Source organism: Dongia sp. agr-C8 (genome assembly GCF_054658695.1).
In genome coordinates this window covers 856,743-873,115 of record NZ_BAAGHZ010000003.1, presented here as the reverse complement: position 1 = coordinate 873,115, position 16,373 = coordinate 856,743, and the positions used below count along the sequence as shown (strand labels likewise).

The 16,373-nt window shown below is 65.3% G+C and carries 16 protein-coding genes; 8 read left to right on the top strand and 8 right to left on the bottom strand.

Annotated features, from left to right (window positions below; all coding sequences use genetic code 11):
- Position 1: 1 nt before the first annotated feature.
- From atpD to ACYQ4T_RS18340, 4 genes are read right to left on the bottom strand one after another with little or no spacing between them, the layout of a single operon-like run.
- A complete protein-coding gene (gene atpD / locus ACYQ4T_RS18355; protein ID WP_459857180.1) occupies positions 2 to 1,420 on the bottom strand; it encodes a F0F1 ATP synthase subunit beta in 1,419 nt (472 codons plus the stop codon).
- A 16-nt stretch (positions 1,421 to 1,436) separates the two neighbouring features.
- A complete protein-coding gene (locus ACYQ4T_RS18350; RefSeq protein ID WP_459857177.1) occupies positions 1,437 to 2,318 on the bottom strand; it encodes a F0F1 ATP synthase subunit gamma in 882 nt (293 codons plus the stop codon).
- Between the two features lie 33 nt (positions 2,319 to 2,351).
- Positions 2,352 to 3,881 (bottom strand): F0F1 ATP synthase subunit alpha, encoded by a 1,530-nt coding sequence (gene atpA, locus ACYQ4T_RS18345; RefSeq protein ID WP_459857175.1) that lies wholly within the window; start codon positions 3,879 to 3,881, stop codon positions 2,352 to 2,354.
- Positions 3,881 to 4,441: a F0F1 ATP synthase subunit delta gene (locus ACYQ4T_RS18340; protein WP_459857173.1), complete on the bottom strand. Its 561-nt coding sequence runs from the start codon at positions 4,439 to 4,441 to the stop codon at positions 3,881 to 3,883. Before ACYQ4T_RS18340 ends, atpA begins: the two co-directional genes overlap by 1 nt.
- A gap of 238 nt (positions 4,442 to 4,679) precedes the next feature.
- On the opposite strand from ACYQ4T_RS18340, the gene ACYQ4T_RS18335 reads away from it, so the two are divergent.
- Both ACYQ4T_RS18335 and ACYQ4T_RS18330 read left to right on the top strand, forming a co-directional pair.
- Positions 4,680 to 4,940 carry a hypothetical protein gene (locus ACYQ4T_RS18335; RefSeq protein WP_459857171.1) on the top strand — a complete coding sequence of 87 codons (261 nt, stop codon included), beginning with the start codon at positions 4,680 to 4,682 and terminating at the stop codon, positions 4,938 to 4,940.
- A 105-nt stretch (positions 4,941 to 5,045) separates the two neighbouring features.
- Positions 5,046 to 6,257, top strand: coding sequence for an SEL1-like repeat protein (locus tag ACYQ4T_RS18330; RefSeq protein ID WP_459857169.1), 1,212 nt, complete (start codon positions 5,046 to 5,048; stop codon positions 6,255 to 6,257).
- A gap of 22 nt (positions 6,258 to 6,279) precedes the next feature.
- On the opposite strand, the gene ACYQ4T_RS18325 is transcribed toward ACYQ4T_RS18330, so the two are convergent.
- Positions 6,280 to 8,430, bottom strand: coding sequence for a primosomal protein N' (locus tag ACYQ4T_RS18325; protein ID WP_459857165.1), 2,151 nt, complete (start codon positions 8,428 to 8,430; stop codon positions 6,280 to 6,282).
- A 144-nt stretch (positions 8,431 to 8,574) separates the two neighbouring features.
- Between ACYQ4T_RS18325 and fsa the strand changes: the two genes are divergently transcribed.
- The 4 genes from fsa to ACYQ4T_RS18305 are packed head-to-tail and all read left to right on the top strand — an operon-like array spanning position 8,575 to position 11,437.
- Positions 8,575 to 9,231 (top strand): fructose-6-phosphate aldolase, encoded by a 657-nt coding sequence (fsa, locus tag ACYQ4T_RS18320; RefSeq protein WP_459857162.1) that lies wholly within the window; start codon positions 8,575 to 8,577, stop codon positions 9,229 to 9,231.
- A 38-nt stretch (positions 9,232 to 9,269) separates the two neighbouring features.
- Complete coding sequence (locus ACYQ4T_RS18315) at positions 9,270 to 10,001, top strand: DUF484 family protein (protein WP_459857159.1); 732 nt, start codon at positions 9,270 to 9,272, stop codon at positions 9,999 to 10,001.
- Positions 9,977 to 10,954 (top strand): tyrosine recombinase XerC, encoded by a 978-nt coding sequence (locus ACYQ4T_RS18310; RefSeq protein ID WP_459857157.1) that lies wholly within the window; start codon positions 9,977 to 9,979, stop codon positions 10,952 to 10,954. Before ACYQ4T_RS18315 ends, ACYQ4T_RS18310 begins: the two co-directional genes overlap by 25 nt.
- 21 nt (positions 10,955 to 10,975) lie before the next feature.
- Positions 10,976 to 11,437, top strand: coding sequence for an N-acetyltransferase family protein (locus ACYQ4T_RS18305; RefSeq protein WP_459857155.1), 462 nt, complete (start codon positions 10,976 to 10,978; stop codon positions 11,435 to 11,437).
- On the opposite strand, the gene ACYQ4T_RS18300 is transcribed toward ACYQ4T_RS18305, so the two are convergent.
- Complete coding sequence (locus tag ACYQ4T_RS18300) at positions 11,427 to 12,344, bottom strand: LysR substrate-binding domain-containing protein (RefSeq protein ID WP_459857152.1); 918 nt, start codon at positions 12,342 to 12,344, stop codon at positions 11,427 to 11,429. The two genes, ACYQ4T_RS18305 and ACYQ4T_RS18300, sit on opposite strands and share 11 nt — an antisense overlap.
- Positions 12,345 to 12,430: 86 nt before the next feature.
- Here ACYQ4T_RS18300 and betC point away from each other — a divergent pair, with 86 nt between their 5' ends.
- Complete coding sequence (betC, locus tag ACYQ4T_RS18295; RefSeq protein WP_459857147.1) at positions 12,431 to 13,945, top strand: choline-sulfatase; 1,515 nt, start codon at positions 12,431 to 12,433, stop codon at positions 13,943 to 13,945.
- Between the two features lie 94 nt (positions 13,946 to 14,039).
- Positions 14,040 to 14,651 (top strand): glycoside hydrolase family 19 protein, encoded by a 612-nt coding sequence (locus tag ACYQ4T_RS18290; RefSeq protein ID WP_459857144.1) that lies wholly within the window; start codon positions 14,040 to 14,042, stop codon positions 14,649 to 14,651.
- A 5-nt stretch (positions 14,652 to 14,656) separates the two neighbouring features.
- Here ACYQ4T_RS18290 and ACYQ4T_RS18285 read toward each other — a convergent pair whose 3' ends face one another.
- Positions 14,657 to 15,481, bottom strand: coding sequence for a carbohydrate ABC transporter permease (locus tag ACYQ4T_RS18285; protein WP_459857142.1), 825 nt, complete (start codon positions 15,479 to 15,481; stop codon positions 14,657 to 14,659).
- Positions 15,478 to 16,368, bottom strand: a complete 891-nt coding sequence (locus ACYQ4T_RS18280; protein WP_459857139.1) for a carbohydrate ABC transporter permease — start codon at positions 16,366 to 16,368, stop codon at positions 15,478 to 15,480. Before ACYQ4T_RS18280 ends, ACYQ4T_RS18285 begins: the two co-directional genes overlap by 4 nt.
- Between the last annotated feature and the right edge of the window lie 5 nt (positions 16,369 to 16,373).

Below are 16,373 nucleotides of genomic sequence, written 5' to 3'. Positions count from 1 at the left end.
CTTAGGCCGCCTCAGCCATCTTCTGTGCCTTGGCGATCGCTTCCTCGATCGTGCCCACCATGTAGAAGGCCGATTCCGGCAGGTCGTCGTACTGGCCGCTGACGATGCCCTTAAAGCCCTTGATGGTGTCGGCGAGCGACACCAGCGCGCCCGGCGTGCCGGTGAAGACTTCGGCGACGTGGAACGGCTGCGACAGGAAGCGCTGGATCTTGCGTGCGCGGGCCACGGTGAGCTTGTCCTCTTCCGAGAGCTCGTCCATGCCCAGAATGGCGATGATGTCCTGCAGCGACTTGTAGTTCTGCAGCACGCGCTGCACGTCGCGGGCAACCTGATAGTGCTCCTCGCCGACCACGCGCGGGTCGAGGATGCGCGAGGTCGAGTCGAGCGGATCGACCGCCGGGAAGATGCCGAGCTCGGCGATCTGGCGCGACAGCACGGTGGTCGCGTCCAAGTGGGCGAAGGAGGTCGCCGGCGCCGGATCGGTCAAGTCGTCGGCGGGCACGTAGATCGCCTGCACCGAGGTGATCGAGCCCTTCTTCGTGGTGGTGATGCGCTCCTGCAGCGCGCCCATGTCGGTCGCGAGGGTCGGCTGATAGCCGACGGCCGAGGGAATACGGCCGAGCAGTGCCGACACTTCCGAGCCCGCCTGGGTGAAACGGAAGATGTTGTCGATGAAGAACAGCACGTCCTGGCCTTCTTCGTCGCGGAAGTACTCGGCCTGGGTCAGGCCGGTCAGCGCGACGCGGGCGCGGGCTCCCGGCGGCTCGTTCATCTGGCCGTACACCAGGGCGACCTTGGACTCGCCTTCGAGGTTGATAACCTTCGACTCCATCATCTCGTGATAGAGATCGTTGCCCTCGCGGGTACGCTCGCCGACGCCGGCGAACACCGAGACGCCGCCGTGGGCCTTCGCGACGTTGTTGATGAGCTCCATGATGGTCACGGTCTTGCCGACGCCGGCGCCGCCGAACAGGCCGATCTTGCCGCCCTTCGGATACGGGGTCAGGAGATCGATGACCTTAATGCCGGTAACCAGGACCTGCGGCTCGGTGGACTGATCTACGAAGGCCGGCGCCGGGCGGTGGATCTCGTAGCTCTTCTTGGCGGTGACCGGGCCGCGCTCATCGACCGGCTCGCCGATCACGTTGATGATGCGCCCCAGGGTCTCCGGGCCGACCGGCACGGTGATCGCGGCGCCGGTGTCGGTCGCCTCCTGGCCGCGGACCATGCCGTCGGTCGTGTCCATGGCGATGGTGCGGACGGTGTTCTCACCGAGATGCTGCGCCACTTCGAGCACCAGCTTCTTGCCCTGGTTCTCGACGGTGAGCGCGTTCAAGATCGCCGGCAGGTCGCCGTCGAACTGAACGTCGACCACGGCGCCCAAAACCTGGGTGACCTTGCCGACACGATTCTGAGCCATGAGAGTTCGTCCTTCCTTACAGGGCTTCGGCGCCGGAGATGATTTCGATCAGCTCCTTGGTGATGGCGGCCTGGCGCGAGCGGTTGTAGGTGATGGTGAGCTTGTTGATCATCTCGCCGGCGTTGCGGGTGGCGCTGTCCATCGCGGTCATGCGCGCGCCCTGCTCGGAGGCGTTGTTCTCCAGGAGCGCGCGGAAGATCTGCATCCCCAGATTCTTCGGCAGCAGCGAGGAGAGAATCTCCAGCTCGTCCGGTTCGTATTCGTAATAGGCGGAACCCGCCGGGTCGTTCTCGTTGGCCGCCGGCAGCGCGAACGGGATGAGCTGCTGAATGGTCACGATCTGCGTCATCGCCGACTTGAAACGGTTGTAGACCAGCTCGCAGACGTCGAACTCGCCGTGCTCGAACATCGCCAGGATCCTGGTCGCCACCGCCTCGGCAGCCGTGAAGGTGAGGCGCGGCTTGCCGATATCCTCGATGGTGCCGATGATCTCGTTCGGGAACTCGCGGCGCAGCTGGTCGCGCCCCTTGCGGCCGATGCAGAGGATCTTGACCGTCTTGCCGACGGCCTTGAGATCGCGGGCGAGCTTGCGCGCGCCGCGAGCGATCGAGGAGTTGAAGCCGCCGCACAAACCGCGGTCGGAGGTCATGACCACGATCAGATGGGTTTGATCCTTGCCGTTGCCGGCGAGCAGCGCCGGCGCACCGTCCTTGCCCGCGGCGGCGGCGGCCAGACGGCCCAACACGCGTTCCATGCGCTCGGCATAGGGGCGGGCCGCCTCGGCCTGCTCCTGGGCGCGCCGAAGCTTCGCCGCGGAGACCATCTTCATCGCCGAGGTGATCTTCTGCGTGTTCTTCGTGCTGTTGATACGGACTTTGAGGTCCTTAAGGCTGGGCATCCCTCACCCTTTCCTTTCGCCGTTCTCTTCCGATCAGGCGAAGGTCTTCGTGAACGCGGTGTAGAACGCCGTCAGCTTGTCCTCGGTCGCCTTGGAGATTTCACGCTCCTCGCGGATCGACTTCAGGATGTCGCCGTGCTTGGCGCGGATCTCTTCCAGCGCCGCCGCCTCGAAGCGGTTGACGTCGTTGACCGCAACGGTGTCGAGGAAGCCACGGACGCCGGCGAAGATCGAGACCACCTGCTCCTCGACCGGCATCGGCTGATACTGGCCCTGCTTCAGGAGCTCGGTCAGGCGCGCACCGCGGGCCAGCAGCTTCTGGGTCGAGGCGTCGAGGTCCGAGGCGAACTGCGCGAACGCCGCCATTTCGCGGTACTGCGCGAGTTCCAACTTGATGCGGCCGGCGACCTGCTTCATCGCCTTGATCTGCGCGGCCGAGCCGACGCGGCTGACCGAGAGACCGACGTTAATCGCCGGACGGATACCGCGGTAGAACAGACCGGTCTCGAGGAAGATCTGGCCGTCGGTGATCGAGATGACGTTGGTCGGAATATAGGCCGAGACGTCGCCGGCCTGGGTTTCGATCACCGGGAGTGCCGTCAGCGAACCGGCGCCGTTCTTGTCGTTCATCTTCGCCGCGCGCTCGAGCAGGCGGCTGTGGAGGTAGAACACGTCGCCCGGATAGGCTTCGCGTCCCGGCGGACGGCGCAGCAGCAGCGACATCTGGCGGTAGGCGACCGCCTGCTTGGAGAGATCGTCGTAGAAGATGACGGCATGCATGCCGTTGTCGCGGAAGAACTCGCCGATGGTGCAGCCGGTGTAGGGCGCCAGGAACTGCAGCGGCGCCGGCTCGGAGGCGGTCGCGGCGACCACCACCGAATATTCCATGGCGCCCTGGTCCTCCAGGGTCTTCACGATCTGCGCGACGGTCGAACGCTTCTGCCCGACCGCGACGTAGATGCAATAGAGCTTCTTCGACTCGTCGCCGGAGGCGTTGATCGCCTTTTGGTTCAGGATGGTGTCGATGATGACGGCGGTCTTGCCGGTCTGGCGATCGCCGATGATCAGCTCGCGCTGGCCGCGGCCGACCGGAACCAGGGAGTCGATGGCCTTGAGGCCGGTCTGCATCGGCTCATGCACCGACTTCCGCGGGATGATGCCGGGGGCCTTCACCTCGACGCGCTTGCGCTCGGCGCCGACGATCGGGCCCTTGCCGTCGATCGGGTTGCCGAGACCGTCGACCACGCGGCCGAGCAGACCCTTGCCGACCGGCACGTCCACGATGGCGCCGGTGCGCTTGACGGTGTCGCCTTCCTTGATGGTGCGGTCGTCGCCGAAGATCACCACGCCGACATTGTCGCTCTCGAGGTTGAGCGCCATGCCGCGGATGCCGCCGGGGAACTCGACCATCTCACCGGCCTGGACCTTGTCCAGGCCATGCACGCGGGCGACGCCGTCGCCGACCGAGAGGACCTGGCCCACCTCGGTGACATCGGCCTCGTTGCCGAAATTCTCGATCTGCTGCTTGAGAATGGCAGAGATTTCGGCGGCGCGGATTTCCATTAGGCAACCCCTTTCATGGCAAGCTGCAGCTTCTGCAGCTTCGTCTTGAGCGAAGAATCAATCATGCGGCTGCCGACCCGAACGACGAGCCCGCCGAGCAAGCTGGGATCGACCTTGACGTCGATCGAAACCTTGGAGCCGACGGCGCGCTTGATCGCCTCGGCGACGGAAGCCTGCTGTTCGGCGCTGAGCGGACGCGCGGCGGTCACTTCCGCCGACATCTCGCCGCGGCGGTCTGCCAGCAGCTTCAGGAAGGCCTTGATCATCGCGCTGAGCGTGAACAGGCGGCGGTTCTGCGCCACCAGGCCGACGAATTTCTGGGTGAGATCGTTGAAGCCGGCGGCCTTCGCGACCGCGCCGATCGCCTTGGTCTGCTCATCGCGGCCCAGGATCGGAGAGTTCATCAGGCGACGGAGATCGTCGGAATCCGCGATCATCTTCTGCAGCGACGTGAGGTCGGCGGCGACGGCGTCGAGCGCCTTCTTGGAATCCGCCAATTCGAACAGCGCCGCAGCGTACCGCGTCGCCAGCCCGCCTTGTTCTGATGTCTGGGCCGCCAAATTGCCCCCAATCCCGGTCAAAAAGTCGTTGTCTGGAGCGGCCTTATCGGTGAGTCACCGCGGCCGCATTTTCACCCCCTGGCGCAGGGTCCCCGCGTCAGGCGCGCGGTGTGTAACATAAGGATTGGGGCTAATCAACCGCGCGGTAAGCAAGTTTTAACGCACTGCGGCAACGTGACTAAGGGATTGATTTAATCTACAATTCTAACGTCGATAGGTCGGCGCGCGAGCCCAGGAAATGACGAAGAAGAACCGGCACGAAGGCGCCAGCCTCGATTCCATGTTCGAGGAACTTGGGGAGCTTCAAGAGGTCCAAGAAGCCGTCCGGCGGAAGACGCTCGTCGGGGAACAGGAGAGCCGACGCCAGGATGCCGAAGCGCAACGCGACACCAAGGCTGGCATCGGCATTCCGCTCGATGAAGCCTTTGCCTGGCTTCATGACCGGATTGATGGCATCGAATGCCCAAAGCCGAAGGCACGAAAGCAAAAGCCAGTTTAGATGCAGAATTGGGCCCTTCATCTCGTAGGCGCGCATAAGTAGTCTGTAGTTGCGGAGCGCTCTCCCTAAGATGGCGCATCAAGCCAGATTTGAGACCGATACAGTATGAATTTCACCGTATTGATAGCTGCCGCCGCGCTTACCTTGGGTACCCTGACCTCACCCGCTTGCGCCGGCCCATGGGAAGACGCTGTAGCAGCCTATGAACGCTTCAACTTTCCCGAAGCCTTCCGCTTGGCGCTGCCTTTGGCCGAACAGGGCGACGTTCGAGCGGAAGAAATGCTGACCTCGATGTATCAGCGGGGCGATGGAGTGCCCCAAAGTGACGACGAGGCTATGAAATGGAGACGGCGTGCGGCAGAGCACGGCTCGCTCCAATCCCAGAAGATGATGGGCTTCATAAACAATGGCCTGTTCGGCCCGCCGAACTACAGCGAAGCCGCCCGCTGGTGGCGGATGGCCGCAGAGCAAGGTGATAGCGGCGGTCAGCTCGCGCTCGGTGACTTCTACGCACATGGCAAAGGCGTCCCACTGGACTACGCCGAAGCACACAAATGGCTCACCCTCGCCGCAAACCAGGGATCTCCGGGCGCGCAAAATGAACTTGGGGACCTCGCGGCGCAGGGCAAGGGAACCGATCAGAGCTATCATGCGGCTGCCAAATGGTACTTCCTCGCTGCCAAGCGCGGCCATTTCGATGCCGAGGTCAATCTCGCGAAGCTGTATGAAGACGGCAACGGCGTCGCCCAAGACCCTTTGCAAGCCCATGCCTGGTACAATTTGGCGGCACTGACGGCCGGCAATAAGGACGAGCGCGCCATTGCCGTACGGGCTCGTGGGTCGCTGGCTACCAGGATGACAATGAGTCAGATCATCCAAGCGCAACAGCTTGCCAGTCAGATGCGTAAAGACTTGGCGATTGATGACACCATGGGCCTCATGGTCGAGCGCTTTCATAAGAGCGCCGACAACGGCGACGCGACGGCGCAGTTTGCGTTGGGCCAGGGCTACGAGGACGGTCAATACGTTCTGCAGGACTATCCCGAAGCTGCGCAGTGGTATCGAAGGTCAGCCGACCAAGGGTATGCGCCGGCCCAGCTCAGCTTGGGGCGCATGATCCAAGATGGGCGAGGCACCGCCGTGGACCCGGTTGAAGCTTATGTTTGGCTGAGCATCGCGGCGAACGCGCGAGACATGGAAATCCAAATGGCCGCAAGGACCGCGAGGGACGCCTTGGCCAAGCAGCTCACTCCAGACCAACTCACCAACGCCCAGGCTCGGTCTTCTAGCTGGCGGCCCAAGTCGGTGCCGCAGTAAGCCGCGCTGGTCGGCGGTCCCTCTATAAAAAGCTATAGGGGTCGATGTCGATCTGCAGCCGGAGGTCGCCGGGCCATTTGAGCCCCCTCAGCCACTGCCGGATGAAGCCCTGCGGCGCCACGTCGCGGCGGCATTTGATGAGGAAGCGGCGGCGATGTCGCCCGCGCAGCATTGCCAGCGGCGCGGGCGCCGGACCCAGCACGGAAACGCCCTCCATCCGGGGTGCATGGGCCGCCAGGGCGCGCACCTGGGCCTCGACCGCGGCGTCATTGCTGCCGGAGACAATGAGTGCGGCGAGGCGGCCGAAGGGCGGCATGCCGGCCATCCGGCGGTCCTCCTCCTCGATCTTCAGGAAGGCGGCCTGGTCGTGGTCCTTCAAAGCCTGCATGACCGGGCGGCCGGGATCATAGGTCTGGACCAGCACCCGCCCCGCCCGCTCCGCCCTCCCCGCGCGGCCCGCCACCTGGTGCAGGAGCTGGTAGGTGCGCTCCGCCGCCCGGAGATCGCCGCCGGAGAGGCCGAGATCGGCATCGACCACGCCGACCAGGGTCAGGTGCGGGAAGTGATGCCCCTTGGCGATAATCTGCGTCCCGATGATGAGATCGACCTCGCGCTCGGTCACCATGCGGATCAGCTCGGTCGCCTTCTTCGGCCCACCGACGGTGTCGCTGGTGAGGATGAGACGCCGCGCATTGGGGAAAAGCATCGCCGCCTCTTCCGCCAGCCGCTCGACGCCGGGACCGCAGGCGGCGAAGGTGCCTTCGTGCTGGCAGGCGGGGCAGGCCTTCGGCATCTGGATCTGGTAGCCGCAGTGATGGCATTGCAGCCGCTGCGAATAGCGATGCTCGACCAGCCAGGTGGTGCAGTTCGGGCATTGCATCCGATGCCCGCAGTCGCGGCAGAGGGTGAGCGGTGCGTAGCCGCGCCGGTTGAGGAAGAGGATCGCCTGACCCTGGTCGGCCAAGGTCTCGTTCACCGCGCGGATCAGGCTGGGCGAGAGCCATTGCTGCCGCTCTGGCTTGTCGCGCCGGAGATCGATCAAGGTCACCTCGGGCAGCTCCGCGTCGCCGTGCCGGTCGGGCAGCTCGAGGAATCGATAGCGGCCCTGCTCGGCATTGACGGTGGATTCCAGCGACGGCGTCGCCGAGGCGAGAATAACCGGGATCTTGGCCAGGTGTCCGCGCACCACCGCCATGTCGCGCGCCTGGTAGATGACCCCATCTTCCTGCTTGAAGGCGGATTCATGTTCTTCGTCGACGATGATCAAGCCGAGAGCGTCATAAGGAAGAAACAGCGCGGAGCGCGCACCGACCACGACCTTGGCTTCGCCGTCGAGCACGGCGCGCCAGGTCACGCGCCGCTCGACCTGCGTGAGCTCGGAATGCCATTGCGCGGGTGCTGCGCCGAAGCGATCTTCGAAACGACTGAGCCATTGCGCGCTCAAGGCGATCTCGGGCAGCAGCACCAGCGCCTGTCTGCCGGTGCGCAGACAGGCGGCGATGGCCTCGAAATAGACTTCCGTCTTTCCCGATCCGGTCACGCCATGCAGCAGCGTGACACCCGGCGTCAGCGGGCGCAGCACATCGACCGCATCCTGCTGCGCCTTAGAGAGCGTGGGGCCGGCTCGATCCGCATCGGGCCGCCCGAAGGGGCGACGTGCCGGCAAGGCGACGGCCTGAAGCATGCCCAACCGTGCCATTTCGGCAACAACGCCGGGAGAAGAACCCGCAGCGCGCGCAAGATCGCTTGAGGTCATCGGCGGTCCATCCTGCAGGACGCCGAGCACGCGCTGCCGCGCCTCCGTCATTTTCCCCGAATTTGGATTCCCAATCTGCCAAGCCTTGATCGGCTTTTCCGGCTCCAAGGCTTCGGGTACGCTCATCGCCATGCGCAGCACCGAGCCGATCGGCGCCATGCAGTAGTTCGCGACCCAGTCGATGAAACGCCGCGAAACCTCTGGCATCGCGGGAATCTCGAGCCGCGCTTCGACCGCGCGCAGTTTCTCGGCGGGAACGCTGTCGTCGCCCGCACCCCAGACCACGCCCATCACCCTGCGGCGACCGAGCGGCACCGAGACGAAGTCGCCCGGCGCCAGTGAGAGACCGTCCGGGATGGCGTAGTCATAGGCGGTGAACAAGGCGAGCGGGATCAGGACGCTCACGCGTCCCGACATTCCGGTTTCTCGCGGCAACGAACTGGCGGTTTCGGAATCCATCGTCTAGAATCTTTCCCGATTCGCGCCCCCCGGCAAGCGAGACTGCAAAGCAGCCGCGGCGAAGGGGCAGACCTCGAGTTCTCACGCACGGATAGCAGACGGATGAAGTTCTTCATCGACACCGCCGACATCAACGAGATCAAAGACCTCGCCGCCACCGGTCTGGTGGACGGCGTCACCACCAATCCTTCGCTGGTCGCGAAGTCGGGCGGCAAGTTCCTCGATGTGATCAAGCAGATCTGCGAAGTGGTCGAAGGACCGGTCAGCGCCGAAGTGACCGCGACCGATCACAAGACCATGCTTCAGGAAGGCCAGAAGCTGGCGAAGATCGCGAAGAATGTCTGCGTGAAGGTGCCGCTCACCGTCGATGGGTTGAAGACCTGCAAGGCGCTCTCCGACAACGGCACCAAGGTGAACGTCACCCTGTGCTTCTCGGCGGCGCAGGCATTGCTCGCCGCGAAAGCGGGCGCCACCTTCATCTCGCCCTTCGTCGGGCGTCTGGACGACATCGGCCAGGAAGGCCTGTTGCTGATATCGGACATCGTCCAGATCTACAATGCCTATGACAACCTGAAGACCGAGGTGCTGGTCGCTTCGGTCCGTCACCCGATCCACATCATTGAATCGGCGAAGATGGGCGCGCATGTGGCGACGCTGCCGCCCAATGTGCTGCGCCAGCTGTTCCATCACCCGCTGACCGACAAGGGCCTGGCCGCGTTCCTCGCGGATTGGGCCAAGACCGGCCAGTCCATTTTGTAAGGGCAGTTCTTATAGTGGCGAAGCGATCGGGGACCACGATGGCGGACCAGGCAGCGGACCGCAGCAAGACCGGCACCACGACGGCCACGGCCGCGCAGGTGGTCGCCTATCTGCGTCGCCATCCCGATTTCCTGGCGCGGCATCCCGAACTCCTGGACCTCCAGCTCTCGCCGGGCCGGCATAACGAATCCGGCAAGGGCGTGATCGATCTGCAGCAGTTCATGGTCGAGCGCCTGCGCGGCGAGATCAACAAGCTCAGGAACGACCAGGACGAGATCCTCGCCAACACCCGCGACAATCTCTCGACCCAGGAGCGGATCCACAAGGCGGTGGTCGAGCTGCTGGAGGCCGAGAGTTTCGAGCAGTTCATCGACATCATCACCGGCGATCTCGGCCTGTTGCTGGAAGTGGACGTGGTCAGTCTCTGCGTCGAGCTCTCCGACCACACCGCCAAGCGCCCGAAGCATGAGGGCATCCAGTTCCTCGGCCGCGGCGCGGTCGATCGCGCGCTCGGCGGCAAGGACAAGCATGTCGTCTTGCGTGACGAGGCGGTCGGCGATCCGGAGATCTTCGGCGCCGGGGCTGAGCTGGTCCGTTCCGACGCGCTGCTGCGCCTCAACATCAGCTCGCATGCGCCCGCCGGCCTTATCGCCTTCGGCGCGCGGCATCCCGGCTATTTCCACGCCGGTCAGGGCACGGAACTTATGAGCTTCCTCGGACGGGTGATCGAGTTCGGCATCCGCACATGGCTGGACCTACCCAAACCATAGTAGAGGATGCGGCGCGCGATCTTCGTTTCGCGGCGCGCCCGGACCTTGCCGCCGCAATCGAGCAATGGCTGAGCTGGCTGGCGCATGAGCGCCGCGGCTCCGCGCATACCGTCGATGGCTATGCGCGGGATCTCAAAGACCTGCTGCGCTTCTTGGAGCAGTATCGCGGCGAAACGCCGACCCTCGCCGCCTTCACCGCCGCCGACCGCAACGACTTCCGCGCCTGGATGGCGGACCGCAACAAGCGCCGCCTGGAGCCCGCCTCGACCGCGCGGGCGCTGAGCGCCATCAAGAACTTCACCCGTTTCGCGGCGAAGCGTGGGCTCGGCCAGAACACGGCCCTCGCGGCCATCCGAAATCCGAAGCTACCGCGCTCCGTGCCGAAGCCCTTGAACGCCGTCGAGGCCGACGATGCGCTGGAGGCCGTCACCGATCTCCACGACACCGACTGGATCGGCCGTCGCGATCTCGCGGTGCTGACCCTGCTCTATGGCTGCGGGTTGCGCATCTCGGAGGCGCTGGGGCTGGCGCGGCGCGATGCGCCGAGGCCCAACGGCACGTTGCGAATCCGCGGCAAGGGCAACAAGACCCGAGTGGTGCCGGTGCTCCCGGTGGTCGCCGAGGCGATCCAGGATTATCTGAAGGCCCTGCCGATCCCCTGCGAACCGGAGGGTCCGCTCTTCCTCGGCGCCAAGGGCAAGCGCCTCTCGCCCCGGCTGGTGCAACTGGCGATGCAGAAGCTCCGGATGCAGCTCAACCTACCGGAAACCGCGACGCCGCATGCCCTGCGCCATTCCTTCGCGACGCACCTGCTGGCGGGCGGTGGCGACCTGCGGGCGATCCAGGAATTGCTCGGCCATGCCTCGCTCTCGACCACGCAGCGCTACACCGAGGTTGACGCGGCACAGCTTCTCGCCGTCTATAACGCGGCGCATCCCCGCGCACGCCAATAGGCGCACGCTAGCGAGAGAGCCATGACCGTCACCATCCGCCCGATCCGGCGCGAGGACGCCGAAGCCGTCGTCGGCATGCAGAGAGAGTTCGGCGCCTACCTGATCTCGCTGGGCGACCATTGGGGCGCCGTGCTCACGGAAGAGCGCTTCGTCGCGGACGGCTTCGGCGCCGATCCCGCATTCTTCGGCTTCATCGCCGAGGAGGCCGAGCAGCCGCTCGGCTATCTGCTCTACACGCCGACCTATGATGCCGACACGGCGCAGCGCGGGATCTTCGTGATCGATCTCTGGGTGCGGCCCTGGACCCGGCGCCTCGGGGTCGGCCGCAAGCTGATGGGTGCTGCCGGCGATCTCGCGAAACAGCGCGGCGGCGACTTCCTGCTCTGGTCGGTCTACAAGCCGAACACGCTCGCGCGCCAGTTCTACGACAAGCTCGGCGGTCAGGAGACGGCCGAGCTCGACTGGATGACGCTCAAGCTCTAGCGCCGAACTCGGCCAGCACCCAGCGCTCGAAGGCCTCGACCATCGGGTTGGGCCCGGCATTCTGCGGCCGGGCGAGGAAGTAGCCGCGGGTCGAGCGGGCGGTGAAACTATGCGCGCGCTTCAGGGTGCCCGCTTCCAGCAGCGCGTCGATCGAGGGCGACCAGGAGAGCGCGATGCCCTGCCCCGCCAGGGCGGCCTGCAGCACCAGCGGATAGTTGCTGTAGCCCTGACCGCGGATCCGCTCCGGCGGGGTCACGCCGGCGGCGCTGAAATAGCCGGGCCAGTCGAACCAGTCGCTGCCGTCGGCGGTGTCGATCAGGCGCAGCAGGTTCGCCTCGGCGAGCCAGTCGGGCTTGCCGTCGGCGGGACCGGTCGGGTAGTTCGGCGCGCAGACTGGGAAGACCGCCTCCTGGTTCAGGCGCTTCACCTCGATGCCGGGCCAGGCGCCGGCGCCGAAGATGATCGCGATATCACAATCAGCAATGGCCCGTTCGACATGCTGGGCGGTGATGACGCGGACATCGACCTGCGGCTCCCGCGCGGTGAAGAGCGGGAGGCGCGGCACCAGCCAATGCGCCGAGAAGGCGAAGTCGGCGCCGATGGTCAATTGCCTCGGCGCGTCCTGTGACCGGACGCGCGCCACCGCCTCGCCGATGACCTGCAGGCCCTGCTGGGCCGCCTCGAGGAACTGCTTCCCCTCCGGTGTCAATTCCACGCCGCGTGGGCTGCGGCGGAACAAGGCACAGCCGAGGCGCTGCTCGATCTGCCGGATCTCGCGGCTGACCGCGGATTGGGTGACGCCGAGCGCCTGGGCGGCCGCGGTAAAGCCGCCGCGCTCGCCGGCCGCGACGACGGCCAGCAGGGACGACAGCGACGGTAAATCGCCCCTGACATAATCCTTGATCATATCCCTCATGAGCCGGCCATGCCTGGATCGCCTGGATTTGCGCCGATATTATCATGAGCATAACTCATGACGGGACCACCCAAGCAATGGCAAAGCGCCTGAACGTCCTCCTGCTCCAGGCCGACCAGCTGGCGGCCGCCTTCCTGCCGGCCTATGGCAACAAGGTGGTGAAGTCGCCGAATATCGACGCCCTCAGCGAGAACGGCGTCACCTTCGACAGCTTCTATTGCGCGAGCCCGCTCTGCGCGCCGTCGCGCTTCACCATGATGGCCGGCGCCCATGTGTCGCGGATCGGCGCCTATGACAACGCCGCGGAATTCGCCTCGGAGGTCCCGACTTTCGCCCATTACATGCGGGCGGCGGGCTATCGCACCGCGCTCGCCGGCAAGATGCATTTCTGCGGGCCGGACCAGCTGCATGGTTTCGAGGAGCGGCTCACCACCGACATCTACCCGGCCGATTTCGGCTGGACCCCGGACTGGGAGCAGCCGGGCATCAGGCCGAGCTGGTACCACAACATGGGCTCGGTCACCGAGAGCGGCACCTGTGTCCGCTCGAACCAGCTCGATTTCGACGACGAGGTCACCTATACGGCGCGCCGGCAGATCTACGATCTCGCCCGCAGCAGCGAGGACCGGCCGTTCTTCCTGACCGTGTCCTGGACCCATCCGCACGACCCCTATGCCAACCTGCCGGAACTCTTCGACCTCTATCGCGACGAAGACATCCCGATGCCGAGCGTGAAGCAGAGCGACGTGCCCTTGGACCCGCACAGCGCGCGGCTGCGCCATGTCTCGGACATGGACAGTTACACCATCACCGATGCCGACGTGCGCCGCGCGCGCCGCGCCTATTTCGCCTCGATCTCCTATGTCGATCGTCAGGTCGGTATCATCATGAAGGCGCTGAAGGAATCCGGCCTCGCCGAGAACACGGTGGTCATGCTGACCACGGATCACGGCGACATGCTGGGCGAGCGCGGGCTCTGGTACAAGATGACCTGGTTCGAGAATGCCTGCCGCATTCCGCTGATCGTCTCGGCGCCGGGCAAGTTCAAGACGGGCCGCATCACGACCAACGCTTCGCATCTCGACCTGCTGCCGACCCTGGCGGAGATCGCCAACGAAGGCGGCACCTTCCAGCCCGCGGCCGAGATCGACGGCAAGAGCCTGCTGGGCGCGCTCTCGGGCGGCAAAGGCCATGACGAGGCGATCGGCGAATATTGCGGCGAGGGCGCGATCGCTCCCCTGGTGATGATCCGTCGCGGCAATCTCAAGTTCGTGCACACGCCGAGCGATCCCGACCAGCTCTATGACCTGAAGGCCGATCCCCTGGAGAAGCAGAACCTCGCCGCCGACCCGAAGCATGCCGGGACGGTCGAGGCTTTCCGCAAGGAGGTGAAGCAGCGCTGGGATCTGGCGAAGCTCAAGGACCAGGTGATCGACAGCCAGCGCCGCCGCCGCATCGTCTACGCGGCGCTCACCAAAGGCCAGCACCGGAGCTGGGACCACCAGCCGATCCGCGACGCCGGCACCGCCTATATGCGAAACAACGTGGTGCTGGACGACCTGGAAGCGCGGACGCGACTGCCGCGGGTTTGAGACGGCCATCACAGGGCCGCTGCCGTTTCCACCTGTTCTCCGCCGGGATTTCCGCTCTAGGATTTCTTCCCTGGGCAATGCACAGGAGGAGACGATGCCGATCACCCTGGAGCAAATCAAAGCGATCATGCCGCTGACCAAGCGGGCGGCCGAGTTCGTCGGGCCGTTGAATGCGGCGATGGGTTTCGTCGACGTCAACACACCGCTGCGCCAGGCGATGTTCCTGACGCAAGTCGCGCATGAATCGACGCAGCTCAACCGGCTGATCGAGAACCTGAATTATTCGGCGGCCGGATTGCTCGCGACCTTCCCGAAGTATTTCGACAAAGCCGCCGCAAAGGCCTACGAGCGCCAACCGGAGAAGATCGCCAATCGCGCCTATGCGAACCGGCTGGGCAACGGCAACGAGGCGAGCGGCGACGGCTGGCGCTATCGCGGCCGCGGCCTGATCCAGGTGACGGGAAAGGAGAACTACAAGGACTGCGCCAAGACCCTGAACGTGGATCTGGTCAGCAGCCCGGCGATGCTGGAGATGGCCGAGTTCGCCGCGCAATCCGCCGCCTGGTTCTGGCGCAAGCACAACCTGAACAAATTCGCCGACAGCGGCGATCTCGTCACCTGCACCGAGCGAATCAACGGCGGCCAGAACGGGCTCGACGCCCGCGAGGTCTTCTACGAGCACGCGAAGTCGGTCCTCGGCGCCTGAAGCCGCTATCCCTTCACCGCACCCGCGGTGAGGCCCGAGACGATGCGCCGCTGCAAGGCCAGGACCAGCAGGATCAGCGGCGCGGTGACGATGACCGAGGCGGCCATGATGCGGCCCCAGGGAATCTCGTAGCCGCCTGCACCAGAGATGAGCGCGATCGCCACCGGCACGGTGCGCTGCTCCGGCGAGAGGGTGAAGGTCAAAGCGAACAGGAACTCGTTCCAGGCCAGGATGAAGGCCAGCAGGCCGGTCGCCACCAGCGCCGGCGCCATGACGGGCACAAAGACGTCGGTGAGAATGCGCAGAGGCGGCGCGCCGTCGATGATCGCGGCCTCCTCCAGCTCGCGCGGGAGATCGCCCATGAAGGCGGTCAGCACCCAGACCGAGAACGGCAAGGTGAGAATAAGGTCGGCCAGGATCAGGCCGGAGAGGCTGTCATAGAGGCCGGAGACCTGGATGAACTCGAACATGCCGGTCAATACTGCGATCTGGGGGAACATCGAGACGGAGAGGATCAGGAAGGAGACCGCGGTGCGACCGCGGAAGGCCATGCGACCCAGCGCATAGGCCGCGGTCGCGGCCAGGCCGAGCGAGATCACGGTGGTGACAACGGCGACGATCGCGGAGTTGACGATGTTGGCGGCGAACGGCTGCTCGCGGAACAGGGCAATGTAGTTCTCTAGAGTGGGATCGGCGGGGATGAGATCGGCGGTGAACAGCCCGCTGCCGGTCTTCAGCGAGGTGACGATCGCCCAATAGAAGGGAAAAACCGCGTAGAAGACGATTACTGCGACCAGGAGATAGAGGCTGATGCGGCCCAGGATTCTCATCGCGGCACCCCGCCGATCCGCAGCCGGCCGCCGGTGACAACGACGGTGGCAAAGACCGCGACGATCAGGAAGAGGAATGTCGCGGCCGCCGAGCCCATGCCGCCCTGCTGGAAGTCGATCAGCTGCTGGCGGGCATAGACCGACATCGAGGCGGTCGAGGGGTTGTCTCCGGTCAGCACATAGATCACGTCGAAGACGCGGAGCGCGTCGAGGCTGCGGAACAGGATCGCCACCAGCAAGGCGGGGCGGATCAGCGGCAGCGTCACCTGGAAGAACACCTTCGCCGGACTGACGCCGTCCACCCGGGCCGCCTCGTAGATCTCGCGCGGCAGGACCTGCAGGGCGGCGAGCGTCAAGAGTGCCATGAAAGGCGTGCCCTTCCAGACATCGACGGCGATCACCGAGGCGATCGAAAGCACGGGGTCGGCGAGCCAGGCCCAGGGCCTGTCGATCACGCCCAGGCCCAGCAGCAGCGCGTTCACCACGCCGTAGAGGTCGTTCAGCATCCAGCCCCACATCCGCGCCGAGACCACGGTCGGGATCGCCCAGGGGATCAGCATCGCGGCGCGCACCAGGCCGCGGCCCTTGATATGGGCGTTCAAGGTGAGGGCGATGATCAGGCCAAGGACGGTCTCGCTCGCGACCGAGATCAGCGTGAAGCCGAGCGTGTTCCAAACGGCACGCCACCAGGCGGGATCCGAGGCGAGGCCGCGGTAGTTGGCGAGGCCGACGAACTGCGATTCCGCGAAATCGCCGAGCCCCGCATCGGTGAAGCCCAGAAGGATCGTGCGCAAGAGCGGCCAGCCGGCGACCAGCGCCAGCACGATCAGCATCGGCGTCAGGAACGTCCAGGCGGTGAGCGCCCGCCTGAGTGCGAGCGTGCGCATCCGCT